At 65.0% G+C, this 21,321-nt stretch carries 20 protein-coding genes and 1 pseudogene; 9 read left to right on the plus strand and 12 right to left on the minus strand.

The window, feature by feature from the left end; genetic code table 11:
- From BLV07_RS35290 to BLV07_RS35305, 4 genes and pseudogenes are all read left to right on the plus strand, one after another.
- Window positions 1-195: transposase (locus BLV07_RS35290; protein WP_143035584.1), on the plus strand; the 195-nt coding region annotated here is incomplete at its 5' end.
- Between the two features lie 354 nt (window positions 196-549).
- The gene (locus BLV07_RS35295) at window positions 550-1,632 is read left to right on the plus strand and encodes an alpha-amylase family protein (protein ID WP_143035585.1); all 1,083 of its coding nucleotides are present in this window, start codon (window positions 550-552) and stop codon (window positions 1,630-1,632) included.
- A gap of 309 nt (window positions 1,633-1,941) precedes the next feature.
- A complete protein-coding gene (locus BLV07_RS35300) occupies window positions 1,942-2,613 on the plus strand; it encodes a response regulator transcription factor (protein WP_176945963.1) in 672 nt (223 codons plus the stop codon).
- Window positions 2,610-4,527: pseudogene (locus tag BLV07_RS35305) on the plus strand (sensor histidine kinase). The gene BLV07_RS35300 and the pseudogene BLV07_RS35305 overlap by 4 nt, the downstream one beginning before the upstream one ends.
- Window positions 4,528-4,660: 133 nt before the next feature.
- Here BLV07_RS35305 and BLV07_RS35310 read toward each other — a convergent pair.
- A complete protein-coding gene (locus BLV07_RS35310; RefSeq protein WP_060737488.1) occupies window positions 4,661-4,951 on the minus strand; it encodes a hypothetical protein in 291 nt (96 codons plus the stop codon).
- Window positions 4,952-5,186: 235 nt separating this feature from the next.
- Here BLV07_RS35310 and BLV07_RS35315 point away from each other — a divergent pair, with 235 nt between their 5' ends.
- Entirely contained in the window at window positions 5,187-5,411 is a 225-nt protein-coding gene (locus tag BLV07_RS35315) for a hypothetical protein (protein WP_091895085.1), read from the plus strand.
- A gap of 65 nt (window positions 5,412-5,476) precedes the next feature.
- Here the strand turns inward: BLV07_RS35315 and BLV07_RS35320 are convergent, their stop codons facing one another.
- The 4 genes from BLV07_RS35320 to BLV07_RS35335 form a co-directional block, all read right to left on the minus strand.
- The gene (locus BLV07_RS35320) at window positions 5,477-6,169 is read right to left on the minus strand and encodes a hypothetical protein (RefSeq protein WP_091895087.1); all 693 of its coding nucleotides are present in this window, start codon (window positions 6,167-6,169) and stop codon (window positions 5,477-5,479) included.
- Window positions 6,170-6,250: 81 nt separating this feature from the next.
- Window positions 6,251-6,961 carry a hypothetical protein gene (locus BLV07_RS35325; RefSeq protein WP_164935137.1) on the minus strand — a complete coding sequence of 237 codons (711 nt, stop codon included), beginning with the start codon at window positions 6,959-6,961 and terminating at the stop codon, window positions 6,251-6,253.
- Window positions 6,962-7,094: 133 nt separating this feature from the next.
- Entirely contained in the window at window positions 7,095-7,343 is a 249-nt protein-coding gene (locus tag BLV07_RS35330; protein ID WP_091895088.1) for a hypothetical protein, read from the minus strand.
- Window positions 7,344-7,641: 298 nt separating this feature from the next.
- Window positions 7,642-8,607: an NAD(P)H-dependent flavin oxidoreductase gene (locus BLV07_RS35335; protein ID WP_091895194.1), complete on the minus strand. Its 966-nt coding sequence runs from the start codon at window positions 8,605-8,607 to the stop codon at window positions 7,642-7,644.
- 124 nt (window positions 8,608-8,731) lie between these two features.
- Here BLV07_RS35335 and BLV07_RS35340 point away from each other — a divergent pair, with 124 nt between their 5' ends.
- A complete protein-coding gene (locus BLV07_RS35340; protein WP_091895089.1) occupies window positions 8,732-10,294 on the plus strand; it encodes an AMP-binding protein in 1,563 nt (520 codons plus the stop codon).
- 240 nt (window positions 10,295-10,534) lie between these two features.
- Here BLV07_RS35340 and BLV07_RS35345 read toward each other — a convergent pair whose 3' ends face one another.
- From BLV07_RS35345 to BLV07_RS35375, 7 genes are all read right to left on the minus strand, one after another.
- The gene (locus tag BLV07_RS35345; protein WP_091895090.1) at window positions 10,535-11,311 is read right to left on the minus strand and encodes a thioesterase family protein; all 777 of its coding nucleotides are present in this window, start codon (window positions 11,309-11,311) and stop codon (window positions 10,535-10,537) included.
- A gap of 196 nt (window positions 11,312-11,507) precedes the next feature.
- Entirely contained in the window at window positions 11,508-12,476 is a 969-nt protein-coding gene (locus BLV07_RS35350; protein ID WP_091895091.1) for an NAD(P)H-dependent flavin oxidoreductase, read from the minus strand.
- A 297-nt stretch (window positions 12,477-12,773) separates the two neighbouring features.
- Window positions 12,774-14,174, minus strand: a complete 1,401-nt coding sequence (locus BLV07_RS35355) for an aspartate ammonia-lyase (protein WP_091895098.1) — start codon at window positions 14,172-14,174, stop codon at window positions 12,774-12,776.
- Window positions 14,175-14,209: 35 nt separating this feature from the next.
- On the minus strand, window positions 14,210-14,746 hold the full coding sequence (locus BLV07_RS35360; protein ID WP_091895099.1) for a hypothetical protein: 537 nt from the start codon (window positions 14,744-14,746) through the stop codon (window positions 14,210-14,212).
- A gap of 78 nt (window positions 14,747-14,824) precedes the next feature.
- Window positions 14,825-15,427: a YqaA family protein gene (locus BLV07_RS35365; RefSeq protein WP_176945964.1), complete on the minus strand. Its 603-nt coding sequence runs from the start codon at window positions 15,425-15,427 to the stop codon at window positions 14,825-14,827.
- Between the two features lie 45 nt (window positions 15,428-15,472).
- Window positions 15,473-15,877 carry a phosphoribosyl-ATP diphosphatase gene (gene hisE, locus BLV07_RS35370; RefSeq protein WP_091895100.1) on the minus strand — a complete coding sequence of 135 codons (405 nt, stop codon included), beginning with the start codon at window positions 15,875-15,877 and terminating at the stop codon, window positions 15,473-15,475.
- 117 nt (window positions 15,878-15,994) lie between these two features.
- Entirely contained in the window at window positions 15,995-16,363 is a 369-nt protein-coding gene (locus BLV07_RS35375) for a hypothetical protein (protein ID WP_091895101.1), read from the minus strand.
- A gap of 224 nt (window positions 16,364-16,587) precedes the next feature.
- Between BLV07_RS35375 and BLV07_RS35380 the strand changes: the two genes are divergently transcribed.
- The 3 genes from BLV07_RS35380 (at window position 16,588) to BLV07_RS35390 (ending at window position 21,197) form a co-directional block, all read left to right on the plus strand.
- Window positions 16,588-17,637, plus strand: a complete 1,050-nt coding sequence (locus BLV07_RS35380; RefSeq protein WP_176945965.1) for an ABC transporter substrate-binding protein — start codon at window positions 16,588-16,590, stop codon at window positions 17,635-17,637.
- 83 nt (window positions 17,638-17,720) lie between these two features.
- Window positions 17,721-19,517 (plus strand): glucan ABC transporter ATP-binding protein/ permease, encoded by a 1,797-nt coding sequence (locus BLV07_RS35385; protein WP_091895103.1) that lies wholly within the window; start codon window positions 17,721-17,723, stop codon window positions 19,515-19,517.
- 189 nt (window positions 19,518-19,706) lie between these two features.
- On the plus strand, window positions 19,707-21,197 hold the full coding sequence (locus BLV07_RS35390) for a D-alanyl-D-alanine carboxypeptidase family protein (RefSeq protein WP_091895104.1): 1,491 nt from the start codon (window positions 19,707-19,709) through the stop codon (window positions 21,195-21,197).
- Window positions 21,198-21,321 lie beyond the last annotated feature (124 nt).

Genomic DNA, 21,321 nt, shown 5'->3' on the forward strand with positions numbered 1-21,321 from the left:
ATGCGGACGCGGCGCGAGACGATCGAGCATCCCTTCGGCACGATCAAGGCCCGTATGGGTGCGACCCACTTCCTGATGAAGCGCCTGCGGAATGTCGCTGCTGAGATGGCGCTGCATGTTCTCGCCTATAACCTCACACGGGTGATGAACATCCTCGGCAAACCAAGCCTGATTGCAGCCATCCGCGCCGCCTGACGGCCGGAAGTGCGTCCAAAACTACAATCCCCCGGTCGCGGTACCTACTTTGGCCGGTCATTGGACGATTCGATACGCAAATACCGGCCGCGCGCAATACTTGGCGACCACGCCGCGTCAGGCCTATGCGTTTGCACACAACCAAGACCCGTAGCGGACCTTAGGCCGCCGCGCCGCGTCCAGAACGGTTCTGCCTGCATCATCTGTGCGGGAAGTTAGGCGGAATATGCTAGCCTTCATCGGACGCTCTAGGACCGACGCGATGAATTGGGCCGCTTCATTGGTGTCACACACTTAGCCGGAGGTCGCGCCATGCCGTTCGGTTGTAGGACAGTTGTGGGAGTCTTGCTCCTCGTGGGCACTTCGGTATCGGGCGGCGAGTTGCAGGTAAATGGATCTGCCGATTTCTTCCCGATAGGCGTTTGGTTGCAGTCGCCGACTCTCGCTGTCAATTACAAGGCAATCGGGATCAATACCTTTGTGGGATTGCCCGAAGGACCCACTGAAGAGCAACTCGCCGCATTGGCAAGGCAGCACATGTTCGCCGTTGCCGACCAAAACGACCTTGCGCTTAAATCGGTCAATCGACACGTTATCAAGGCATGGATGCAAGAAGACGAACCGGACAATGCTCAACCGATCGGGCCAGGACTGCACGGAACATGCGTCCCAGCAATTGAAGTCGCTCGGCGCACGCAAGAGATGAAAGCGCGGGATCCAACGCGACCGGTGATGATCAATTTCGGACAGGGTGTGGCCAACGAATTCTGGCGCGGTCGTGGCAGCTGCAACGGTGATCAGGGTTACTACGATATTGCGATCCAGGGGGCAGACATCTTGTCGTACGACATCTATCCAGTGGGATCCACTACTCCTCAAGTTAAAGGAAGGCTGGAATATGTTGCACGTGGCGTCACTAATCTCGCGAAGCGGGCTGCCGATGGGCAAAGCGTATGGATGGCAATCGAGACGACAGCACTAGATCCGACCCGTCGACCGACTGCGGCGGAGGTTCGGGCGGAGATCTGGATGGCATTGATTCATGGCGCGACGGGAATTTTTTATTTCGTGCATGAGTTTAAACCAACCTTCCGGGAAGACGCCATCTTCCGCTACCCTGATATCGTGGAGGAGGTCACGAGAACGAACCAGTTGATCCGGTCTCTCTCGCCAGCGTTGAACAGCCCAAGCGTATCCGGGGCTGTATCCGTAAGCTCGCAGGTCCCGATTGCAACCATGGTGAAGGTGTACAAAGGCGATACGTATGTCTTTGCCGTCGCGATGCAGAACTCTCCATCGATAGCGCGGATCTCGGTCAATAGCGTTCACCAGACCACCGCTCGTGTCATCGGCGAGGGTCGTAGCGTATCCCTCGCGCAAGGTTCTTTCGAGGACCAATTTGAAGGCTACGGCGTACATCTTTATCACATTCGATAGCACGCAATTCCGGAGCGAACGGGATTTCGCCGCCCAAGCTGCGGCTTCCGGATCTGGCCCAACTCGGACGTCTGGTTGGCTGCCGTAACGGGCCGGTGTCAGAGGCGGAGCGGACCTCCATCCGCGCCCTGAGTGCAGCGCGGATTATGAGCACGCGCTCCAGCCTAGGCGCAAGCGACGACCGCCTGTCCGCGTCTGGCGCGGGACCCGTGTCATCGTCGCCCCCATGATTATGGGTGTCACGGCGTCCGTGCTGCGGTTAGACTTGCCTCGCGCCGCGGGGGACACGCGGGTCGCGGGACGATGAACATGAGCGAACAGGGCGAGACGGGTGAGGCCATCACCATCCTCCTCGTCGAGGACGACGCGCCGACTTGCTGGCGGCTCCAGGACGCGCTGGTCAAGGCCGGTTACGAGGTGCGCAGTGCCGGCACGCTCGCTGAGGCCCGGTCTGCGCTCGGCGAGGGCACGCCTTGCGTGCTGCTCACCGATCTCAGGCTGCCCGACGGCCATGGCATCGAGCTGATTCGCGAAACCCGGCAGCGCTTTCCCGATACCGAGATCATGGTGATCTCCGCGCTCGGCGACGAGGAAAGCGTGATCTCGGCGATTACCGTGGGTGCGACCGGCTATCTCCTGAAGGATGCCTTCCCGACCGACATCGCCACCACTGTGCGCGATCTGGTCGCCGGCCATTCGCCGATCTCGGCCTCGATCGCCCGTTTCATCGTGCGGCGAACGCAGAGTTCGGCGGAGCCCTCGCCCGGCCCCGCGCTCAACACGGCCAAGCTGACCCCGCGGGAGATCGACATCCTCTGGGGCATCGCCAAAGGCTTCAGCTATGCCGAGATCGCGAGCCATCTCGGCCTGTCCAGGCAGACCGTGCCCGGCCACATCAAGAACATCTATCGCAAGCTCGAGGTGCACACCCGCAGCGAGGCCGTGTTCGAAGCGGTGCAGCAGGGCCTGATCAAGCTGTGAGCGAGATCGCGGCGAAGACAACAACGCGCCCGCGGCGCCGGCTGATCGTGTCGCGCCTCGTGCCTTATCTACTGCTCCAGGCCCTGATCGTCATCGTCACCATCCTTGGGCTCCGGCTGCTGCAACCCGGCGATCCCGAAGACTTCGCGGTGAGCGATTTTTCAGCGCGCGAGGACGGCACGATGCGCGCGGTGAGGCTGCCGCACTTCACCGCATCGCGCTATTCGCTGGCCGACCCGCCGCTCTACACTGGTGCCTTCACATTCCGCAGGGGCGATGCGGGATCGGGATGGTCGGTGTATCTGCCACGCTTCAGCAACGCGGTGGAGGTCGCCGTCAACGGCGTCGTGGTGCTGGATTCCCGGCGTGATGCCAATGCCAACCGGCCGGACCGCAACACGCCGCAGATCGCTGCGATTCCGTCCTCGCTGCTGCGCGACGGCGCCAACGATCTCACGGTGCGGCTGTTCGTCTGGGGGCCGCTGAAGGGCTTTCTCGATACCGTCTATGTCGGGCCGGATGCCGCGTTGCGTCCTGCCTATGAGACGCGCACGCTGCTGTTCGTCACGCTGCCCGTCGTGTTCTCCGCCTGGCAATCGATTCTCGCGGTCATCCTTGCGATCATGTGGCTGATGCGGCGCCACGAGCCGGTTTACGGCGTGCTGGCGGCGGCGATGGTGCTCGGCGTGGTGCAGGCGTTCGTGCCGCCGCCGGTGCCGCCGGCCACGACGTCGCGGCTCGCCGCCGTGCTGCTGGCATCCGCACCGATCGAGAGCGCGCTGATCGTCGTGTTCGGCATGCTGTTCTTCGGCTGGCGTTGGCCGCGCTACGGCACGCTGCTGTTCGTGCCAGGCCTCGTCGTGTTCGTGGTCGGACTGATCGGGGGCCCGCCGCTGCCGCGCATTCTCTTTCTGGTGCTCGGCATTCCCACGGTCGGGCTTTGCCTGTTCCTGATGGCCTGTGTGACCGCAGCCGCAGTGGTCCGGCGGCAGGACGCGGCAAGCTTCACGATCGGCTGCGCCGTGACCATCGTGCTGGTCTGCTGGGTCCAGGACATGCTCACGGTGTTGGAGATCGTGACCAACGATCGCATCTTCGTCTCGCGCCTGTCCTATTCGGCGATGCTCGTCGCGATCGGCGCCGGGCTGACCTGGCGCTTCGCGCGCGCGCTGAACCAGGTCGACAGCTTTGCCGGCCAGCTCGTTGCACGGGTGGGCGAGGCCGAGGAACGGCTGAAGGCGAGCTTTGCCCGCGAAGAGGCGCGCGCCCGTGCCGCTGCGCTCGCCAATGAGCGCACGCGGCTGATGCGGGACCTGCATGACGGACTCGGCGGCCAGCTCGTCAGCATCGTCGCGCTCTCCGAGCGCGGCCATGAGGGCGCGACCATCACGGAGGCCGCTCGCGCAGCACTGAAGGATCTGCGCCTCGTCATCGATTCCATGGACGACATCGGCGGCGACCTGATGCTCGCGCTCGGCTCCTGGCGCGAGCGCGCGACGGCGCAATTGCGGCCGCACGACATCGCGCTCGACTGGCGCGTGGCAACGCCGCAGGGCCTGCCACTGCATCCGGAATTGCGGCCATGGCACGTCATCCAGATCGTGCGCATTCTCGACGAGGCCGTGACCAACGCCGTCAAGCACGCAGAGGCGCGCCACATCGCGGTCGGCATCGAGACGCTCGACGACGATCACGGGCCGTATGGCGTGATCAGCGTGACGGGACGACGGCAAAGGCTTTGCCCTCGCCGGCAATGGCGCGAGCGCCGGCCAGACCGCGCGGGGCTTGCGCAACATGAGGAGCCGCGCCGCCCGCTGCGGCGCGGTGCTCGATCTGAGCTCGGATGCCTCAGGCACGCGCGTGCGGCTGCAATTGCCGCAGCGTTTTCCCGACAGCGATGCGGCTGCGGGCTGAAAAGCCCCCTCCCCGAACGTGTGGGGCGCACGGAGAGAGGGGACGGGCCGGTCCTCTGCGGAGGACGGGGGGCGTTCGTCCGCAGGGGCTTCGTTGGCCCGAAGCAATGCAATCAAATCAACCGAATGGAATATCAGCGCACGCCGACGCGGTTGACCGGGCCGCCGCGGTTCATCGGCGTACCGGCGCGCACGCCGACACCGGGCGCGCCGACACCGGGCGTCGCGACCGCGGCCCGCGCAACCGGAGCTCCCGGCGCGACCACCACGGCCGCAGTCGGCCGCACCACGCAGCCCTTGGGCACGCCGACCGTCTTGCAATAGACCACGGCCTGCGCCGGGCTCGTGCCCAGCGACACCATCGCCGCACCCGCCAGCGCCATGATCGTCAGCCCGGCGCTCAGCGCTCCCGCTCTTTTCGACATCTTGCTCTCCTGCTTCCCGTCCGGCGTCCCGGTGCAATCACCGGGTTCGCAGCCGAGGTGCAGCCTGAATGGCAAAAGACCGGGCGCGGATACATGCCATGAAGATGGGGGTGCCATGCCTGAGAGAGCGCACCCGGTGCCATGAACATGGCATGGACTTGCGCCCGGCCTTCGCGAGATCGTCCGGCCCGCTTGATCCCAGGCGGGACCAACGACAATCCCAAAGAGGTGTTTTATGAAGATTTCGGTTCTTGCCGCGCTGCTGCTCGCCGCCACCGCCATGTCCGCCGCCGCGCAATCCGGTCCGACGCCGCAGGAGCAGATGGCCTGTCGCGGCGATGCCAGCAAATTCTGCGCCGAACATATCGGCAAGCCGCCGGAGATGAATGCCTGCCTGCGTCAGAACAAGACCAAGCTCTCCGACTCCTGCCGCAAGGTCGTGGAATCTCACGGCGGCTGAGCCGGCCCTCAAGTCCGGGAGCGCTCCAGCGGAGCGAGCCCGGACTCTGTTTTGCGGATCATGCTTTAGTCGTCGTCAGGCCCGAACAGCCTGATCTGCGGGAATCCGCTGCGTGGGCGGCTTGCGATATCGCGGGCATCGGAGTCTTCGCGGATGTTGCGCGCGACGTCGTCCCAATCGGTGCGGTCGCGCGGGCCGCGCATCTCGCGGGACTCGTAATAGTGGCGGCGCTCGGCCCAGCGTTCGCGGCGCTCCATCCGGCGCCGTTCGGACGCGGCGCGCTTCACGTCAGAATCCCGCGCCTTGGCATAGGCGTTGTCCGGTGAGGCGGCCGGCTCTGTCGACGCCTGCTGCTCCGCAGGCCTGGGCGCGGCTGGTGCCGGCTTGGACAGTTCCTTGGACTGCTCCTTGGGCGGCTCGACCGCGGCTGCTTGCGACGGCCGCGGTGCTGGCGGTTCAGCGTTGGCCTGAGAGGTTCGCGTATCGGGCTTGGCGGGTTCAGGCTTTGCCTCGGCCTGCGCCGGCGCGGCAATGATCGCGCCAAAAGCCTGCGAACCGGTGAGATAATTCACGCGCTCGGACGGTGCGTTCATCGCCGCCGCTGTGCCAGCGGCGTCGGCGCGCTTGCTGGTGTCCGGCCCCTGCTTGGGCGCGATCGGATTCATGATGTTGCCGGCGACGATGCCGCCGCCGAGACCAATGGCGATGGCCGCGACAATGGTTCCGGCACCGACGAAATAGGCTGTCGAGGCGCGCATTGATCCACTCCCTCTTTGGGGCGAGCAACGCACGTTGATTGCCGGATGTTCCTGATACGGGAGCAGTTCCCAAAGGAACTGTCAGATCTGCTGCGCGACCTTCTCCAGCCCGATGATGCGGGCGAGCTTGCGCACTTCCTCTTTCTGGTCGTCACGCAGCTGGAACAGCAGCGGCATCGCCGCCGACTTCAATTGCTGGACCTCGTCGCAATTTGGATCGATCGGCACGCCCGGCGCGTTCGGATTGGAGAGCTTGTTTGCCGAGATCTTGCGGACGACGTTGCGGAGCGCCGTCTCGACCGAGGGCCAATAATATTCCTGCGACGATGACAGTTTCAGGCGATCCCTGATGCCCGCGATCTGTGCGTCGGACAACAGCGCATAGGATTTCTGCGGTTGCGGCTTGGCCACGACTTTCGGCTTGGCCGGGACTTCGACGGCGGGGACCTCCGCTGCGGCGGGCGCCTCGTGCGAACTTGCCTTCGGCATCGGGAAATCGGAAGGCGTCGCGGCGGCAAAGGCCTGGCGCAGCGGCTCAGTCAGCACCGGCGTCTGGGCGAGCTTGTCGGCGGCGACCTGCACCGGTTCGATTGCGGCCGAAGCCAGCGCCAGCGTCGGAACCAGACGGTCGGCCTTGGCGGCGCGATTGGTGGCGAGCGGTTTGGCCGGAGGCGCCTGCGTGATCATCTCCGCGCTGACACTGGGCACGCTGTCGCGGCCGAGAATGGCGGTCGTCGCAGCGCCAAGGACGAGAAAACAGGTCAGCGCGACGATGGTGATGGCTTTGGACAAACGTCTCTCCGCGCCCAACTTTCAAGTCCACGTGATCACTGCCCGGAAACTGGGCGATAATTAAGGCTTAACCGTGCAATTGCGGCGGCAATCGCGCGGACTGCGGCGACATCGCCTGAAAAGCTCAACGAAATCAGGCAGCTGCCGCCAGTTCGTAGGCATCCTGGATGTCGGCCACGATCTCCGAGGCCTCCCAGACCGCGCGCGGCTCGACCGATTGCAGCGCCACCGTCCAGTTGCCGCCTCGGCGAGTACGGGGGACGCTGACGATGTCGAAGCGCACGTTGCGGCACAGCGGATGGCGGGCCAGCGCGTGGGCCACGCGAACGCGGATTTCGTCCAACGTCGCGGCTGTCTTGCCGTTGAGATAGTTGAAGTCCATCGCCTGTCCCTCTCGGTCCTGATTGGCGGCCTTGAGAGGATTCTTGGCGGGCGATGGTTAATCTGCCGTTAAGTGAGCGGGGCGGAAGAGCGCGGGATTAACCGTGATCGGGGCGCCGGAGGCTCTTCTCCCTCTCCCCGTCCTTACGGGGAGAGGGTCGGGGTGAGGGGCTCTCTCCGCAATCAAGGTGACAGTCGGACTCGCGGAGGCTCCCCCTCACCCGCCGCGCTTCGGACGATGCTTCGCATCGCTCGGCGCGCGTCGGCCTCTCCCCGCACGCAGGGAGAGGCGAACAAGTCTACCGCCCGCCCGCCTCGCGATATTCGGTAACCGTCCCCGCAACGAGATCGTCGACAGTGAGCACGTCCGTCACCCCCGATGTCGAGTGCCCGCCGCTCCAGATGTCGCGCCAGCGTTTCGGCCGGCTCTCGCGCGCGGCGACGTCGATGTCCTTGGCAATGTCGATCGCCCCGCGCGCCGGCAGGTCGTCGGGATCGAGACCCGCGGCCACGATCGACGGCCTCAGCATGCTGGTCTGCAGTCCCGTGAAGGCGGTGGTGAGCAGGACGTCGTCGGCGCTGCTCTCGACCAGCATCCGCTTGTAACGGTCATCCGCCATGCTCTCGCGCGTCGCAATGAACTTCGTGCCCATGTAGGCGAGATCGCAGCCGAGCACTTCCGCGGCATGCAGCGCGTGGCCGTCGCTGATGCCGCCGGCGAGCACGATGATGCCGTCGTAGAATGCGCGCACCGCGCGGACAAAGGCGAACGGATTGAGCCAGCCGGTCTGGCCGCCCGCACCCGCCGTCAGCAGCACCAGCGCGTCGGCGCCTGCTTCCGCCGCACGCTCGGCATGCCGGATCGAGGCGACATCCGCCAGCACCAATGCGCCGGCATCATGTAGCGGCTTCACCACGGGCGCAGGCGAGCCGACCGAGGTGATGACCATCTCCGGCCTGTGCCGCAGCAGGACGGCGAGATCCTGCTCCAGCCGCGCGTTGGAGCGGTGCACGATCAGGTTCGGACACAGCGGCGCCGCCTTGCGTCCGGTTTGCTCTTCGTGCTGCCGCAAGCGGGTTTCGATCGCGGTGAGCCATTCGTCGAGCTGTTCCGCGCTACGGCAATTCGCGGTTGGGAAGCTGCCGATCACGCCGTTGCGGCAGGCCGCGACCACGAGCTCGACGCCCGACACCAGAAACATCGGCGCCGCGATCAGCGGCAGATCAAGACGATCGCGAAAGCGCTGCAGTCGGTCTGATGGCACGCAAATCTCCTTGTCATTCTTGCCGCCCTGCGCGGGCTTTGTCGTTCCATCCCGCATTCGCTGTGCTAGCGTCATCAGCAACATTGGCACGCCAGAAGCCGATGACAAAGCAACGAGGAAACATATGTCCGATCCGCTCCACGCATCGTCCCCGGCTTGTGCGCAGACGCTACGGGCGCTGTCGCGCTATCCCGGCCGCACCGCTTTCGCCTGGCCTGAGGGATCGCTGAGCTATCAGGGCACCATCGACCTGATCGGACGCATCCAGGGCGTGTTCATGCGGCTTGGATTGCAGCCCGGCGCGCGCGTCGCCTTCCTCACCGCCAACCGCGCCGACACCTGGTGCGCGGGCGTCGCGGCGCAGTTGTCGCGGCTCTGCATCACCTGGCTGCATCCTTTGGGATCGCTGGAGGACCAGCTGTTTCAACTCGAGGATTCCGACGCCGAGATGCTGGTGGTCGACGCGGCCGCCTTCCGCGATCGCGGCGGCGACCTCGCCGCGAAGGCCGGCCGGCTCAAGGCGGTCTTCACCATGGGACCAGCCAGCTACGGCGTCGATCTGCTGGCGGCGATCGAGACTGCGGGACACGCCAGCGCGCTGTGCCTCGCCGGCCCCGACGATCTCGCCACGCTGAACTACACCGGCGGCACGACCGGCAAATCCAAGGGCGCGCTGCGCTATCACCGCGAGAATGCCGGAGCCGCCGCCGCGATCCTCGCCGACTTCGAGATTCCCGAGGCCGCGCGCTATCTCACGGTCGCACCGATCAGCCATGTCGCCGGCACAAAGGTGCTGCCGACCTTGATGCGCGGCGGCACCGTGCACATGCTCAAGAGTTTCGATCCCGAGGCGATGCTGGCGACGATCGCGCGCGAGCGCATCAATTTCACGCTGCTCGTGCCGACCATGATCTATGTGCTGCTCGATCATCCCGCGCTCGGCAAGACCGACCTGTCCTCGCTCGAGCTGGTGCTCTATGGCGCCTCCGCGATGTCGCCGAGCCGGCTGGTCGAGGGCATCGAGCGCATCGGGCCGGTGTTCTCGCAGCTTTACGGACAGACCGAATGCTATCCCGTCTCGGTGCTGCGCAAGGCGGATCATGATCCCAAGACACCGGAGCTGTTCCTGTCCTGCGGCTTCCCGATCGCGGCCTGCGAGGCCAAGATCCTCGACGACGACGACCAGGAGGTGAGGACGGACGAAGCCGGCGAGATCTGCGTGCGCGCGCCGCACGTGATGGCGGAGTACTGGAAGCGGCCCGACATCACCGCCGAGACGCTGAAGAACGGCTGGGTCCACACCGGCGACATCGCGCGCAAGGACGAGCGCGGCTACATGTTCATCCTCGACCGCAAGAAGGACATGATCGTCTCCGGCGGCTTCAACATCTTCCCGCGCGAGGTCGAGGACGTGCTGTCGCAGCATGCCGACGTCGCCATGGTGGCTGTCGTCGGCATTCCCGACGAGAAGTGGGGCGAGGCCGTCACCGCCATCGTCGTGCCGCGCGAGGGCGCAAGGCCCGATCCGGACGAGCTGATCAACCTGGTGAAGACGCGAAAGGGCTCGGCGCACGCGCCCAAACAGATCCAGTTCGTCAAGCAGCTGCCGATGACCGGCGTCGGCAAGGTCGACAAGAAGGTGTTGCGCGCGGGCTTCTGGAGCGGGCGGGACCGGATGGTGGGGTGAGCGTCCACGTCGTGAGCCGCAACGCTGCCTCTTCACATCAGGTGTCATCGCCCGGCTTGACCGGGCGATCCAGTACGCCGCGGCCTCTCGATTCAATCAGAGCCGCCTCTGGAATACTGGATGCCCCGCTTGCCGCCTTCGCTAAAGCTTCGGCGCCCCTGGACCTTAGCCCCGGCGAAGCCTTGGCGTAGCCGGGTCGCGGAGCATGACACCGAGATTGAGGCGCGGACTTCGCGCGAGCTACGACCTTTTCTCGATCACCAGGCTTTGCACCGCCCGGCCGAAATAGCCCTGCCGGTCAGCCAGCCGCGACATTGCCAGCCCGGCGCCGTCGGGGCCGATCCAGGAGTCGCCGTCGAGCAGGATCCACTCGCCCACCGGCTGCCGCGCAAAGCTCACGGTGAGATCGGCGTTGATGTAGGTCCAGGCGCGGAAGTCGAGCGTCGAGGCGGTGCCGTTGGAGAAGTCGGCGGCGACCACGGCGCGCATCGCCTGCGAGATCGCCTCGCCTGCAATCAAGGGATGATCGACGCGAAACCAGATCGCGCCGGCGCCGGCCTGGCCGAAGCGGCCGCGCGCGGCCCGCATCGAGACCAAGCGCACGAACGGGCTGGTGGCAGCGTGGCCATCCTCGATTAGGGAGTCCTCGGGCGAGGGCAACGCAACCGGCAGCTCCTTGACGTCGTCGGGCAGGCTCAGCGCCTGGCGCCTGATCTTGAGCACGGTGGCGCCGACCACCTGCACGCCGTCGGCAAGCAGCTTGATTTCGCAGAGCTGGATCTTGCGGCCCTCACGCAAGACCTCGGTCGCGATCGTCAGCGGCGCGACCGGCACCGGACGCATCAGATCGATCGTGACCCGCGCGATCTCCATCGGAACAGGCGTCGGAATGCGTTCGGCCGCCCACGTCACCAGCGACGCCGGCGCCGAGCCGTGCTGCATTCGGCGGTCCCACGGCCCCGCGGCGTCCGGGCTGGTGACGACGCTGTTGCCGTCGACGCGGTAGATGGGGGGCATGGTCGCTCCGTCGCACACATTCGCAGTTCAAAAACAGGTGTCGTCCCGGCGGAGGCCGGGACCCATACTCACAGACCGAACTTGGTGAAGCGAGATCGGGGCTGATATCAGCCGCAACAACAACCTATCGGGGGTATGGGTCCCGGCCTTCGCCGGGACGACGAATGAGAACTAGGCGTGCCACAACAGCCGCCCATCACAACGGCGGATCGATCGCTTCGTCGTATTCCTTCTTGAAGCGTGCGATCAGGTCGGCGGCGGGCAGGATGCCCTCGACGCTGCCGATGCCCTGACCCGAGCCCCAGATCTCCTTCCAGGCCTTCGGCTTGGCGCGCTCGCCGGAGGCGTCGGTGCCGAAGTTCATCTTGGAGGGATCGGAGGTCGGCAGGTTTTCCGGATCCATGCCGGCGGCGAGGATCGAGGGCTTCAGATAATTGCCGTGCACGCCGGTGAAGAGGTTGGAATAGACGATGTCATCGGCGCTCGAGCCGGCGATCATCTCCTTGTACTTCTCGACCGCGTTAGCCTCCTTGGTCGCGATGAAGGCCGAGCCGATATAGGCGAAGTCGGCGCCGAGAATGCGCGCGGCGCGGATCGCCTTGCCGTTGCCGATCGCACCCGACAGCGCAATTGGGCCGTCGAACCACTTTCGCGTCTCGGCGACGAAGGCGAGCGGCGAGATGGTGCCGGCATGGCCGCCGGCGCCGGCTGCGACCAGGATCAGGCCATCCGCGCCCTTCTCGATCGCCTTGTGCGCGAATTTCTGGTTGATCACGTCGTGGAAGACGATGCCGCCCCAGCCGTGCACGGCCTGGTTCAGCTCCTCGCGTGCCCCGAGCGAGGAGATGATCATCGGCACCTTGTACTTGGCGCAGAGCTGCATGTCGTGGTCGAGCCGGTTGTTCGACTTGTGCACGATCTGGTTGACCGCGAACGGCGCCGACGGCTTATCGGGATGTGCGCGGTCATAGGCCGCGAGCTCCTCGGTGATCCGCGCCAGCCATTCGTCGAGCAATTCCGGCGGCCGCGCGTTCAGCGCCGGAAACGAGCCGACCACACCCGCCTTGCACTGCGCGATCACGAGATCGGGCACCGAGATGATGAAGAGCGGCGAACCGATCACGGGGATCGACAGGCGGCCCTTGAATAAGGCAGGCATGGACATTGCGGAATGGTCCTCTCTTGGCGGTCAAACGAAGGTTGGGATCATACCAACAAGGCAATCTTTCCACTGTCAAGTATTGCGTTGTGACGCCATGGCGGATGTGGCTACCGCAATTTCCAACGCGCGGAATTCTTACCCGTACAATCTAACCGTCTTCTTCATCATTGCGAGCGCAGCGAAGCAATCCAGACTCTCTCCGCGGAAGGATTCTGGATTGCTTCGTCGCAAGGGCTCCTCGCAATGACGTGCAGAAAAAGCATCGATCTCCCATGCGCACCGGAAGTCGACGCGATGACTTCACCCGATCAGATCCGGGTTGATCAGCCGCTCGAACGAGAACATCTCGTCCCACTTCTCCTGCGTCAGCAGCTTGCGCTCGACCACCACGATCTGGTGCAGCGACTTGCCGCTCTTGTAGCCCTCGCGTGCGATCTCGGCGCATTGCTTGTAGCCGAGCAGCGGCTTCAGCACCGTGACGATACCGAGCGAGTTCAGCACCATGTTGCGGGTGTGCTCCTCGTTGGCGGTGATGCCGACGACGCAATGCTCGCGCAGGCTGTTGACCGCGCGCTCCATAGTGCGGATCGAGAAGAACAGCGCGAACGAGATCACCGGCTCCATCACGTTGAGCTGGAGCTGGCCGGCGCTGGCGGCCAGCGTCACCGTGGTGTCGAGACCGATGACGAGGAAGCTGGTCTGGTTGACCACCTCGGGGATGACCGGATTGACCTTGCCGGGCATGATCGAGGAGCCCGGCTGAAGCTGCGGCAAGTTGATCTCGTTGAAGCCGGCACGCGGGCCGGAGGCAAGCAGGCGGATGTCGTTACAGATCTTGGTCAGCTTGCTGGCGGTGCGCTTGAGGATGCCCGAGAGCTGCACATAGGCACCGGTGTCGGAGGTCGCCTCGACAAGATCGCCGGCGAGAACGAACTCGACGCCGGTCAGCGCGCTCAGATGCCGGACCGCGAGCTTGGGATAGCCGACGGCCGCGGTCACGGAGGTGCCGATCGCGGTGGCGCCGAGATTGATCTCGCGCAGCAGCGCACGGGCCTCCGAAATGCGATCCACCTCCTCGCCGATCGTGGTGCCCCATCCCCGGAATTCGGCGCCGAGCGACATCGGCACCGCGTCCTGAAGATGCGTGCGGCCCATTTTCAGCACACGGTCGAACTCGCGGCCCTTGGCGAAGAAAGCTTCCTGGAGCTGGCGCAGCGCCGTCATGTAGCTCTCGAGCCGCAGGATCAGCGCCAGGCGAAAGGCGGTAGGATAGGTGTCGTTGGTGGACTGGCCGTAATTGACGTGATCGTTGGGGCTGACCTGCTGGTAATCGCCCTTCGCAAAGCCGAGCGATTCCAGCGCGAGGTTGGCGATCACCTCGTTGGCGTTCATGTTGGTCGATGTGCCGGCACCGCCCTGAATGAAGTCGGTGACGAACTGATCCATCATGTCGCCGGCAATGACGCGGTCACAGCCCAGAATGATCGCGTCCGCGACCTTGGCGTCGATCGCGCCGAGATCGCGGTTGGCCATGGCGGCCGCTTTCTTCACGTAACCAAGCGCCTTCACGAAGTAAGGCTCCTGGCTCATCGGAATGCCGGTGATGTGGAAGTTCTCCTTCCCGCGGATGGTCTGGACGCCGTAATAGATGTCGTCGGCGATCTCACGCTGTCCGAGGAAGTCCTGCTCCGTACGGCTCATTGGCGCTCCTTGTTGCATGCGCGCAGGCCATCACGTTAGTTCTGGCACAGCGCGCTGGTCACGAAAGTGTCGGTGCGGCAATCGTCCGGCTTGCGTTGCCGGCCCGGTATCAGGACCTTGGCCGAGCATTTCTCGGCTGAGTCGGCGTTCAGGCTCTTGCCTTCGCGATAGCCCTTGCTCTGGCAGAGTTGGTCGGCGGCCTGCTTGCAGTCGGGCGCGCCGTTCGCGGAGGCCGGACAGGCCGCACGCCCCGAGACCATGGTGGACGGCTTCGCCAGCCGCGATAAATCGTTCATGGTCTCGCTCGGGCTTTTGATCGGCGGCAGGATCGAGGGCAACTTGTCGAACAGCTTGCCCATTTCGTTGATCAGCCCGGGATTTTCCTCGCGCGCCGGCGGCGCCGAAGGAGCGGGTGTCGACGGCGGCGGCGCGGCCTGCGTCCCCTGCTCCTGGAGGCCGAGCACGGGCGGCGCAGCTTGCGGCCATGCCGTCCTGCCGGCGAAAACCAGGAGCAGCACTGCTGACATCAGCGTCCCGAACCGCATGGCCGGTTTGCCGGATCGAACCATCATGACGGCAAGCGTAGCCGATGCCGGCGCGGCGGCAAAGCGCCGCGAGGTTATTGAGCGAGCATGGTCCTCGCGCAAACGCTAGATCAGCTTGATCGCCACCACGAAGCCGAGCACCAGCACGGCGGCGCCGATCGCCACCCAGAGGCCGAGATGCTTCTCGATCCTGACGCGGATCCAATCGCCATAGCGGTTGAGCAGGATCGCGACGACGAAGAAGCGTCCGCCGCGCGCAACGATCGAGCACAGGATGAACAGAAGGATATTGTAGCCGGCAAAGCCCGAGGTGATGGTGACGAGCTTGTAGGGGATCGGCGTCAACCCCTTCAGCAGGATGATGATCGCACCCCATTCCGCATAGGAAGCACGGAAGGCATCGACCTTGTCGCCAAGGCCGTAGACCTGGATCAGCCACTGGCCGACCGAATCGAACAGCAGCGCTCCGATGGCGTAGCCAACCATACCGCCGACCACCGAGGTCACGGTGCAGATCGCCGCATAGACCCAGGCGCGCTGCGGGCGCGCCAGCGACATCGGGATCAGCATCACGTCCGGCGGTACCGGAAAAAACGAGCTTTCTGCGAAGGCCACGGCTCCCATGATCCAGAGCGCGTAGGGCTTGTGGGCGGCGTCGATGCACCAGTCGTAGATACGTTTCAGCATGGCGCCGCGATGAAGCACCATGGGACGGATTTGTCCATGCCGAGATTGAGGCGAATTATGACGTTTCTAGTGGCGCTTGCGCGCGGCACGGCCCTCGAGCGCGACAATTGGCCGCCTTGAGGCAATTCGCGGTGACGCGACCTTAGGCAGCTTCATCCGCGATTTCGGCAGCTTCTCGGCGATGCCGAGCATATCTTCACGCCTCGTCATCTCCCGCCAGACGTCCTCGGGACGGACCCCGGCCGAAGCCCACAGCACGGTGAGATTGTAGAGCAGGTCGGCGCTCTCCCGGATCACGGCCTCGCTATCGCCGTTGACCGCGTCGATCACGACTTCGATGGCCTCTTCGGCCAGTTTCTTCGCCATTTTGGAAGGCCCGCGCTGAAACAGCCGGGCTGTGCGCGATGTTGCCGGATCAAGATCTCTGGCCGCGAGCACAGCCAGATATAGCCGCTCAAGCGAATCACTCATGGTACTCAAACTACTCTAAACCCATGGCGAGCGCGTTAACGCGCGACAATAAAAGCGAAAAACAGGCCGGCGCGGCAAGCGCGACGGCCCGTTGTGGTCAACCTTTGGTAGCCGGAGCTAGTAGCAGTTGGTGTAGTAGCCCTGGCCGCAGTACTCGGACGGAGCCGTACCGCCATAGCGCTGATACTGGTAGTTGGGGCCCGGACCATAATAGGGCCCGTAAGCAGGACCGCTGTAATAGGCAGGTCCGCCGTAATAGCCGTAGCCCGGACCGTAGTCATAGGCGTAGGCGTCCCGGCTTGCGGCGATGGCGAGACCCGTGCCGATGGCTGCGAAAGCCGCAGCTGCGGCCGCACCGCCTCCACCGCCATGCCAGTGGCGGCCGCCGGCGTATGACGCGGCCGGGGCAATTGCGGTCAGTGCCAGCACCGCGGCGGTGGCAAGAACGGCCTTGCGGCCGACAAATTTCGAAAAACTGTCAAACATGTGGACCCTCCTTGGGACCTCGAATGGTGCCTATAGACAGGCTCGTGTCTGTCAAACACCCGCATCCCATGTTGGGTTCCCCAACCCCAACACAAGCTGAACGGGGTTGCGTAATCGTGACGCAACCTCCGCTCATCCGCCGTTCATGTTGGCGCGGACAGACTGACTGCCAGCCGGCGCTGCGAGCGTCACGAAACCATAACAATGCGGGACCGGCGCACCCGATGTCGGAATTCAAGACGATCGTCCTTCGTTGTCTGCTGGCTCTCGTGATCTCGCTTGCGACACTGATTGCACGCGATGTCAGCGTGGCCGAAACCGCCGCCCCATCCGTTGCGATTCACTTCACCTTCGACCGGCCATTGGACGCGAGCATGGCGCCGTTCTTCCTGGCGGCAAAGGACGGCAAATTCGGCGCCGAGCATCTCAGCGTGTCCTTCAACACCGCAGCCGGATCGTCGGAAGCGCTCGCGCGTGTCGTTAAGGGCGACAGCGAGCTCGCGCTGGTCGACATCAACGAGTTGATCCGCTTTCGCGACAAGGAGCAGGCAGCGCCGGTCAAGGCGGTGTTCGTGCTGTTCAACCGCGCACCCTACGCGATCGTCGCGCGCAGGAGCCGCGGCATCCACCTTCTGTCCGATCTCGACGGCAAAACCGTCGGCGTTGCCGACAGCGACCTGTCGATGCGGCTGTGGCCCGCACTGGCGCAGCAGAACGGCATCAATGTATCGCACGTCAAATTTCACAAGATCAGCGCGGCGGTGCGCGAGCCGATCCTCTCCGCGGGCCAGGTCGATGCGGTCGCCGGCTTCAGCTATCTGTCGGCGGTGAACCTGCGTGACCGCGGCGTGCCCGAAGCCGATCTCGTCGTGCTGCGCTATGCGGATTACGGCTGCGAAGCCTACGGCTTTGCCGTGGTGGTCAATCCCGCCTTCGCCGCAGCAAAGCCGGACGCCGTCAGGGGCTTCGTCCGCGCCTTGATCGCGGGCATCAACGCGACCGTCATGGAGCCGGGGCGCGCGGCGGAGGAGGCCGCGAGCCGCATCGAGGACGGCGACCGCAACCTGGAGCTGGAGCGCCTGCGCACCGCCCTCGCCGACAACATCCTGACCGACGAGGTCAGGCGCAACGGCCTCGGCGGCATCGACCTGGCGCGGCTCGATCGCTCGATCGGCCAGGTCGCGCAGGACTTCAAATTCCGCAAACGACCGACAGCGACCGAGATCTTCGACGACCAATTCCTGCCGCCGCTGGCGGGGCGGCTGATCAACTGAACAAAACCGAAAGCTTCCGCTGTATCTCGCGTACGATCCCTGCTTAGAATACAGGCTCCGTCGTCGCCGAGTTCCTCGCCCGCATGTCCATCCTCCGTCTCTACACCCGCGTTCTCGAACTGCTCGGCAAGGAGGCGCGGCTGGGCTGGCTGCTCGCGGTTGCCAATCTGCTGCTGGCGGGCTCGCAATTCGCCGAGCCCGTGCTGTTCGGCCGGATCGTCGACGTGCTCTCGGGCAAGACAGTAGCCGGCTCGAACTCGGCCTGGCCATTCCTGGCCGCCTGGGTCGCCTTCGGGCTGTTCACCATCGCATGCAGCGCGCTCGTGGCCTTGCAGGCCGATCGGCTCTCGCACCGCCAGCGCCAGGCGGTGCTGACCGATTATTTCGAGCACATCCTGCAACTGCCGCTCACCTTCCACTCCGGCACCCATTCGGGCCGCCTGATGAAGGTGATGCTCAACGGCACCGACGCGCTGTGGCGGCTATGGCTCGGCTTCTTCCGCGAGCATTTTGCCGCGATCCTCTCGGTCGTGGTGCTGCTGCCGCTGTCGCTCTACCTGAACTGGCGGCTCGCGATCCTGCTGTTCGTGCTCTGCATCGTCTTCACCGCGCTGACGACCTTCGTGGTGCGCAAGACCTTCGGTATGCAGATGGAGGTCGAGGAGCACTACAGCGAGCTCTCTGCGCGCGCCTCCGATGCGCTCGGCAACGTCGCGCTGGTGCAGAGCTTCGTCCGCGTCGAATCCGAGGTCAAGGGGCTGCGCTCCGTCGCCGATGAGCTGCTGGCCGCGCAGATGCCGGTACTGTCGTGGTGGGCGCTCGTCACCGTCATCACGCGCGCCTCCACCACCATCACCGTGCTCGCGATCTTCACCCTCGGCATCGCGCTGCACGACCAGGGGCTCACCTCGGTCGGCGAGATCGTGATGTTCGTGAGCTTTGCGACGCTGCTGATCCAGAAGCTCGAGCAGGTCGTGAGCTTCATCAACAACGTATTCATGGAAGCGCCGCGGCTGCGCGAATTCTTCAACGTGCTCGATGCCGTGCCCGCGGTGCACGACAGGCCTGACGCGATCGATGCCGGCAGATTGTCCGGCCTCGTCGAGTTCCACGACGTCACCTTCTCCTATGACGGCAAGCGCCCTGCGGTCGAGGACCTCTCATTCACGGCGCTGCCCGGCCAGACCATCGCGCTGGTCGGTCCGACCGGCGCCGGCAAGTCGACCGCGATCGCGCTCTTGCATCGCGCCTTCGACCCGCAATCCGGCTTCATCAAGATTGACGGCATGGACGTGCGCGGGATCACGCTGACGTCGCTGCGGCGGAACATCGGCGTGGTGTTCCAGGAGGCGCTGCTGTTCAACCGCTCGATCGCGGAGAATCTGCAGGTCGGTAAGCCGGATGCGACCGAGGACGAGATGCGCAAGGCGGCCGCGCGCGCGCAGGCGCTCGAGTTCATCGAGCGCAGCGGCGGCTTCGAGACCAACGCCGGCGAACGCGGCCGCATGCTCTCCGGCGGCGAGCGGCAGCGGCTGTCGATCGCCCGCGCGCTGCTGAAGGATCCGCCGATCCTGATCCTGGACGAAGCGACCAGCGCGCTCGACGCCGTCACCGAGGCCAAGGTGAATGCCGCTCTCGACGAAGTGATGAAGGGCAGGACCACGTTCGTGATCGCGCACCGCCTATCCACCATCCGCAACGCCACGCGGATCCTGGTGTTCGAGAACGGCCGGGTGACCGAAAGCGGAACTTTCGATGAACTCGTGGCCAAAGGCGGCCATTTCGCCGAGCTCGCGAGGGCCCAGTTCATGGTCCAGGAAAACGCACGGGCCAGCGTGACGGCGGCCGAGACTGCCGCGACTCCGGTCAAATCCCAGTAGCAAGTCCCCATAGGCCCGTCGAAATTCGGCCTATTTCATTGCGGAATACCGCACCGGTCCCCCTATTCTCGACGCATCAGCCGGTATAGGTTTGCGACGCCGCAAGCGGCGGCGCTGGATTTCAAAACCGACCATCAGACCACGAGAACCGCAGGGAATCGGCGGGTCTCCAAGGACCGGAATCGGATAGTGCACGCCCTTCGCCCGCTGCTTCGCAAATCGCTGTTCAACCTGCTCGCTGCGAGCCTCGCATGCGCCGCATTGTTCGCGCCGGGCGCAGCGCGAGCCGAAGCGCTGCTGCTGATCGAAGCCGATAGCGGCAAGGTGTTGCAGGCCGATAATGCGACCATCCCCTGGTACCCCGCCTCCGTCACCAAGATCATGACCGCCTATGTGACGCTGAAGGCGGTCAAGGACGGCAGGCTCACGCTCGACACGCTGCTCACGGTGTCGCCGACGGCAGCCTCGCAGTCGCCATCGAAGATGGGCTTCCGCCCGGGAACGCAGCTCACCGTCGACAACGCACTGAAGATGATGATGGTCAAGTCGGCGAACGACATGGCCGTGGTGCTTGCCGAGGGCGTCGGCGGCTCGATCGACGGCTTCTCCGCGATGATGAACGACACCGCGAAAAAACTCGGCATGACGCAGACGAGCTACGTCAATCCGAACGGCCTGCCCGCCGACGGCCAGATCACGTCCGCGCGAGATCTCGGAATCCTGGCGCGCGCGTTCCTGCGCGACCTGCCGGAGTACGAGTACTTCGTGCACATCCCGGCGATCCGCTTCGGCAAGCGCATCACCGGCAATTTCAACAAGCTGATCGGCCGCTATCCCGGCGCCGACGGCTTCAAGACCGGCTTCATCTGCGCCTCCGGCTACAATCTCGTGGCATCGGCCACGCGCAACGGTCGCCGGCTGATCGCCGTGGTGCTCGGCGCCAATTCCGGCACCGCGCGCGCGGTGAAGGCGGCGCAGCTGCTCGAGCGCGGCTTCAGCCAGGACAATCTGACATGGCTGCGACCTTCGCTCGGCACCGTCGATAATCTCGTGCCGGTCGACGCCTCGCCGCCGAACTTGCGCGACGAGATGTGCGGGCCCAACCGCAAGCGGCCGGCCAGCGACGATGACGATGCGCTGATCGCGGCCAATGGCAGCACGACCGGATCGGCCTCGGCCACCGGCGGCGAAGCCCAGGTCACCTTCTTCACGGCCGGCCTGCAGCCGCCCATGATGAAGGCTTCCGAGCTGATGGCCTCTGCTCCGGCCGCTGCCGAGCCCGTGCTGGTCTATACCGGCCCGACCCGTACCGGCACGGCCCTGATCGCGGCGGTCGCCGCCGATGCCGACCAACAGACGGTGGCAAAGCCGCGTGGCAAGAAGTCACGCGTCGCCAAGAAGCCTGACGCCGCCGACAAGCCGAAGGACGGGACCAAGGACGCGGGCAAGGAATCGAAGACGGCGGCGGCGAAGCCGGCTGCCAAGCCTGACGCTAAGACCGACAGCAAGAGCGATACCAAGACCGCAGCCAAGCCGGCCGGGACCAAGCACGCCGCGGCCAAGCACGATGCGGCAAAACCCGCCGAGAAACCGGCGGCAACCGGCGATCAGGCTCCCAAGCCCGCCAAGCCCAAGGCCGCGACCAAGCCCGCCGCCACCAAGCCGGCCAACAACAGTTAACGGCCCCTCAGGCTGGACCGCGCCCGCACTTCGCACCTGCGGCAGCGCGGTCTGATGATTCCAGTAGCTACTCCCGGACCTTTGCCCTAAGCCTCGACGGCTTGCCACCCGTTCCGGCAGGCTC

This window comes from Bradyrhizobium sp. Rc2d (assembly GCF_900099855.1).
In the GTDB taxonomy this organism is placed as follows: Bacteria; Pseudomonadota; Alphaproteobacteria; order Rhizobiales; family Xanthobacteraceae; genus Bradyrhizobium.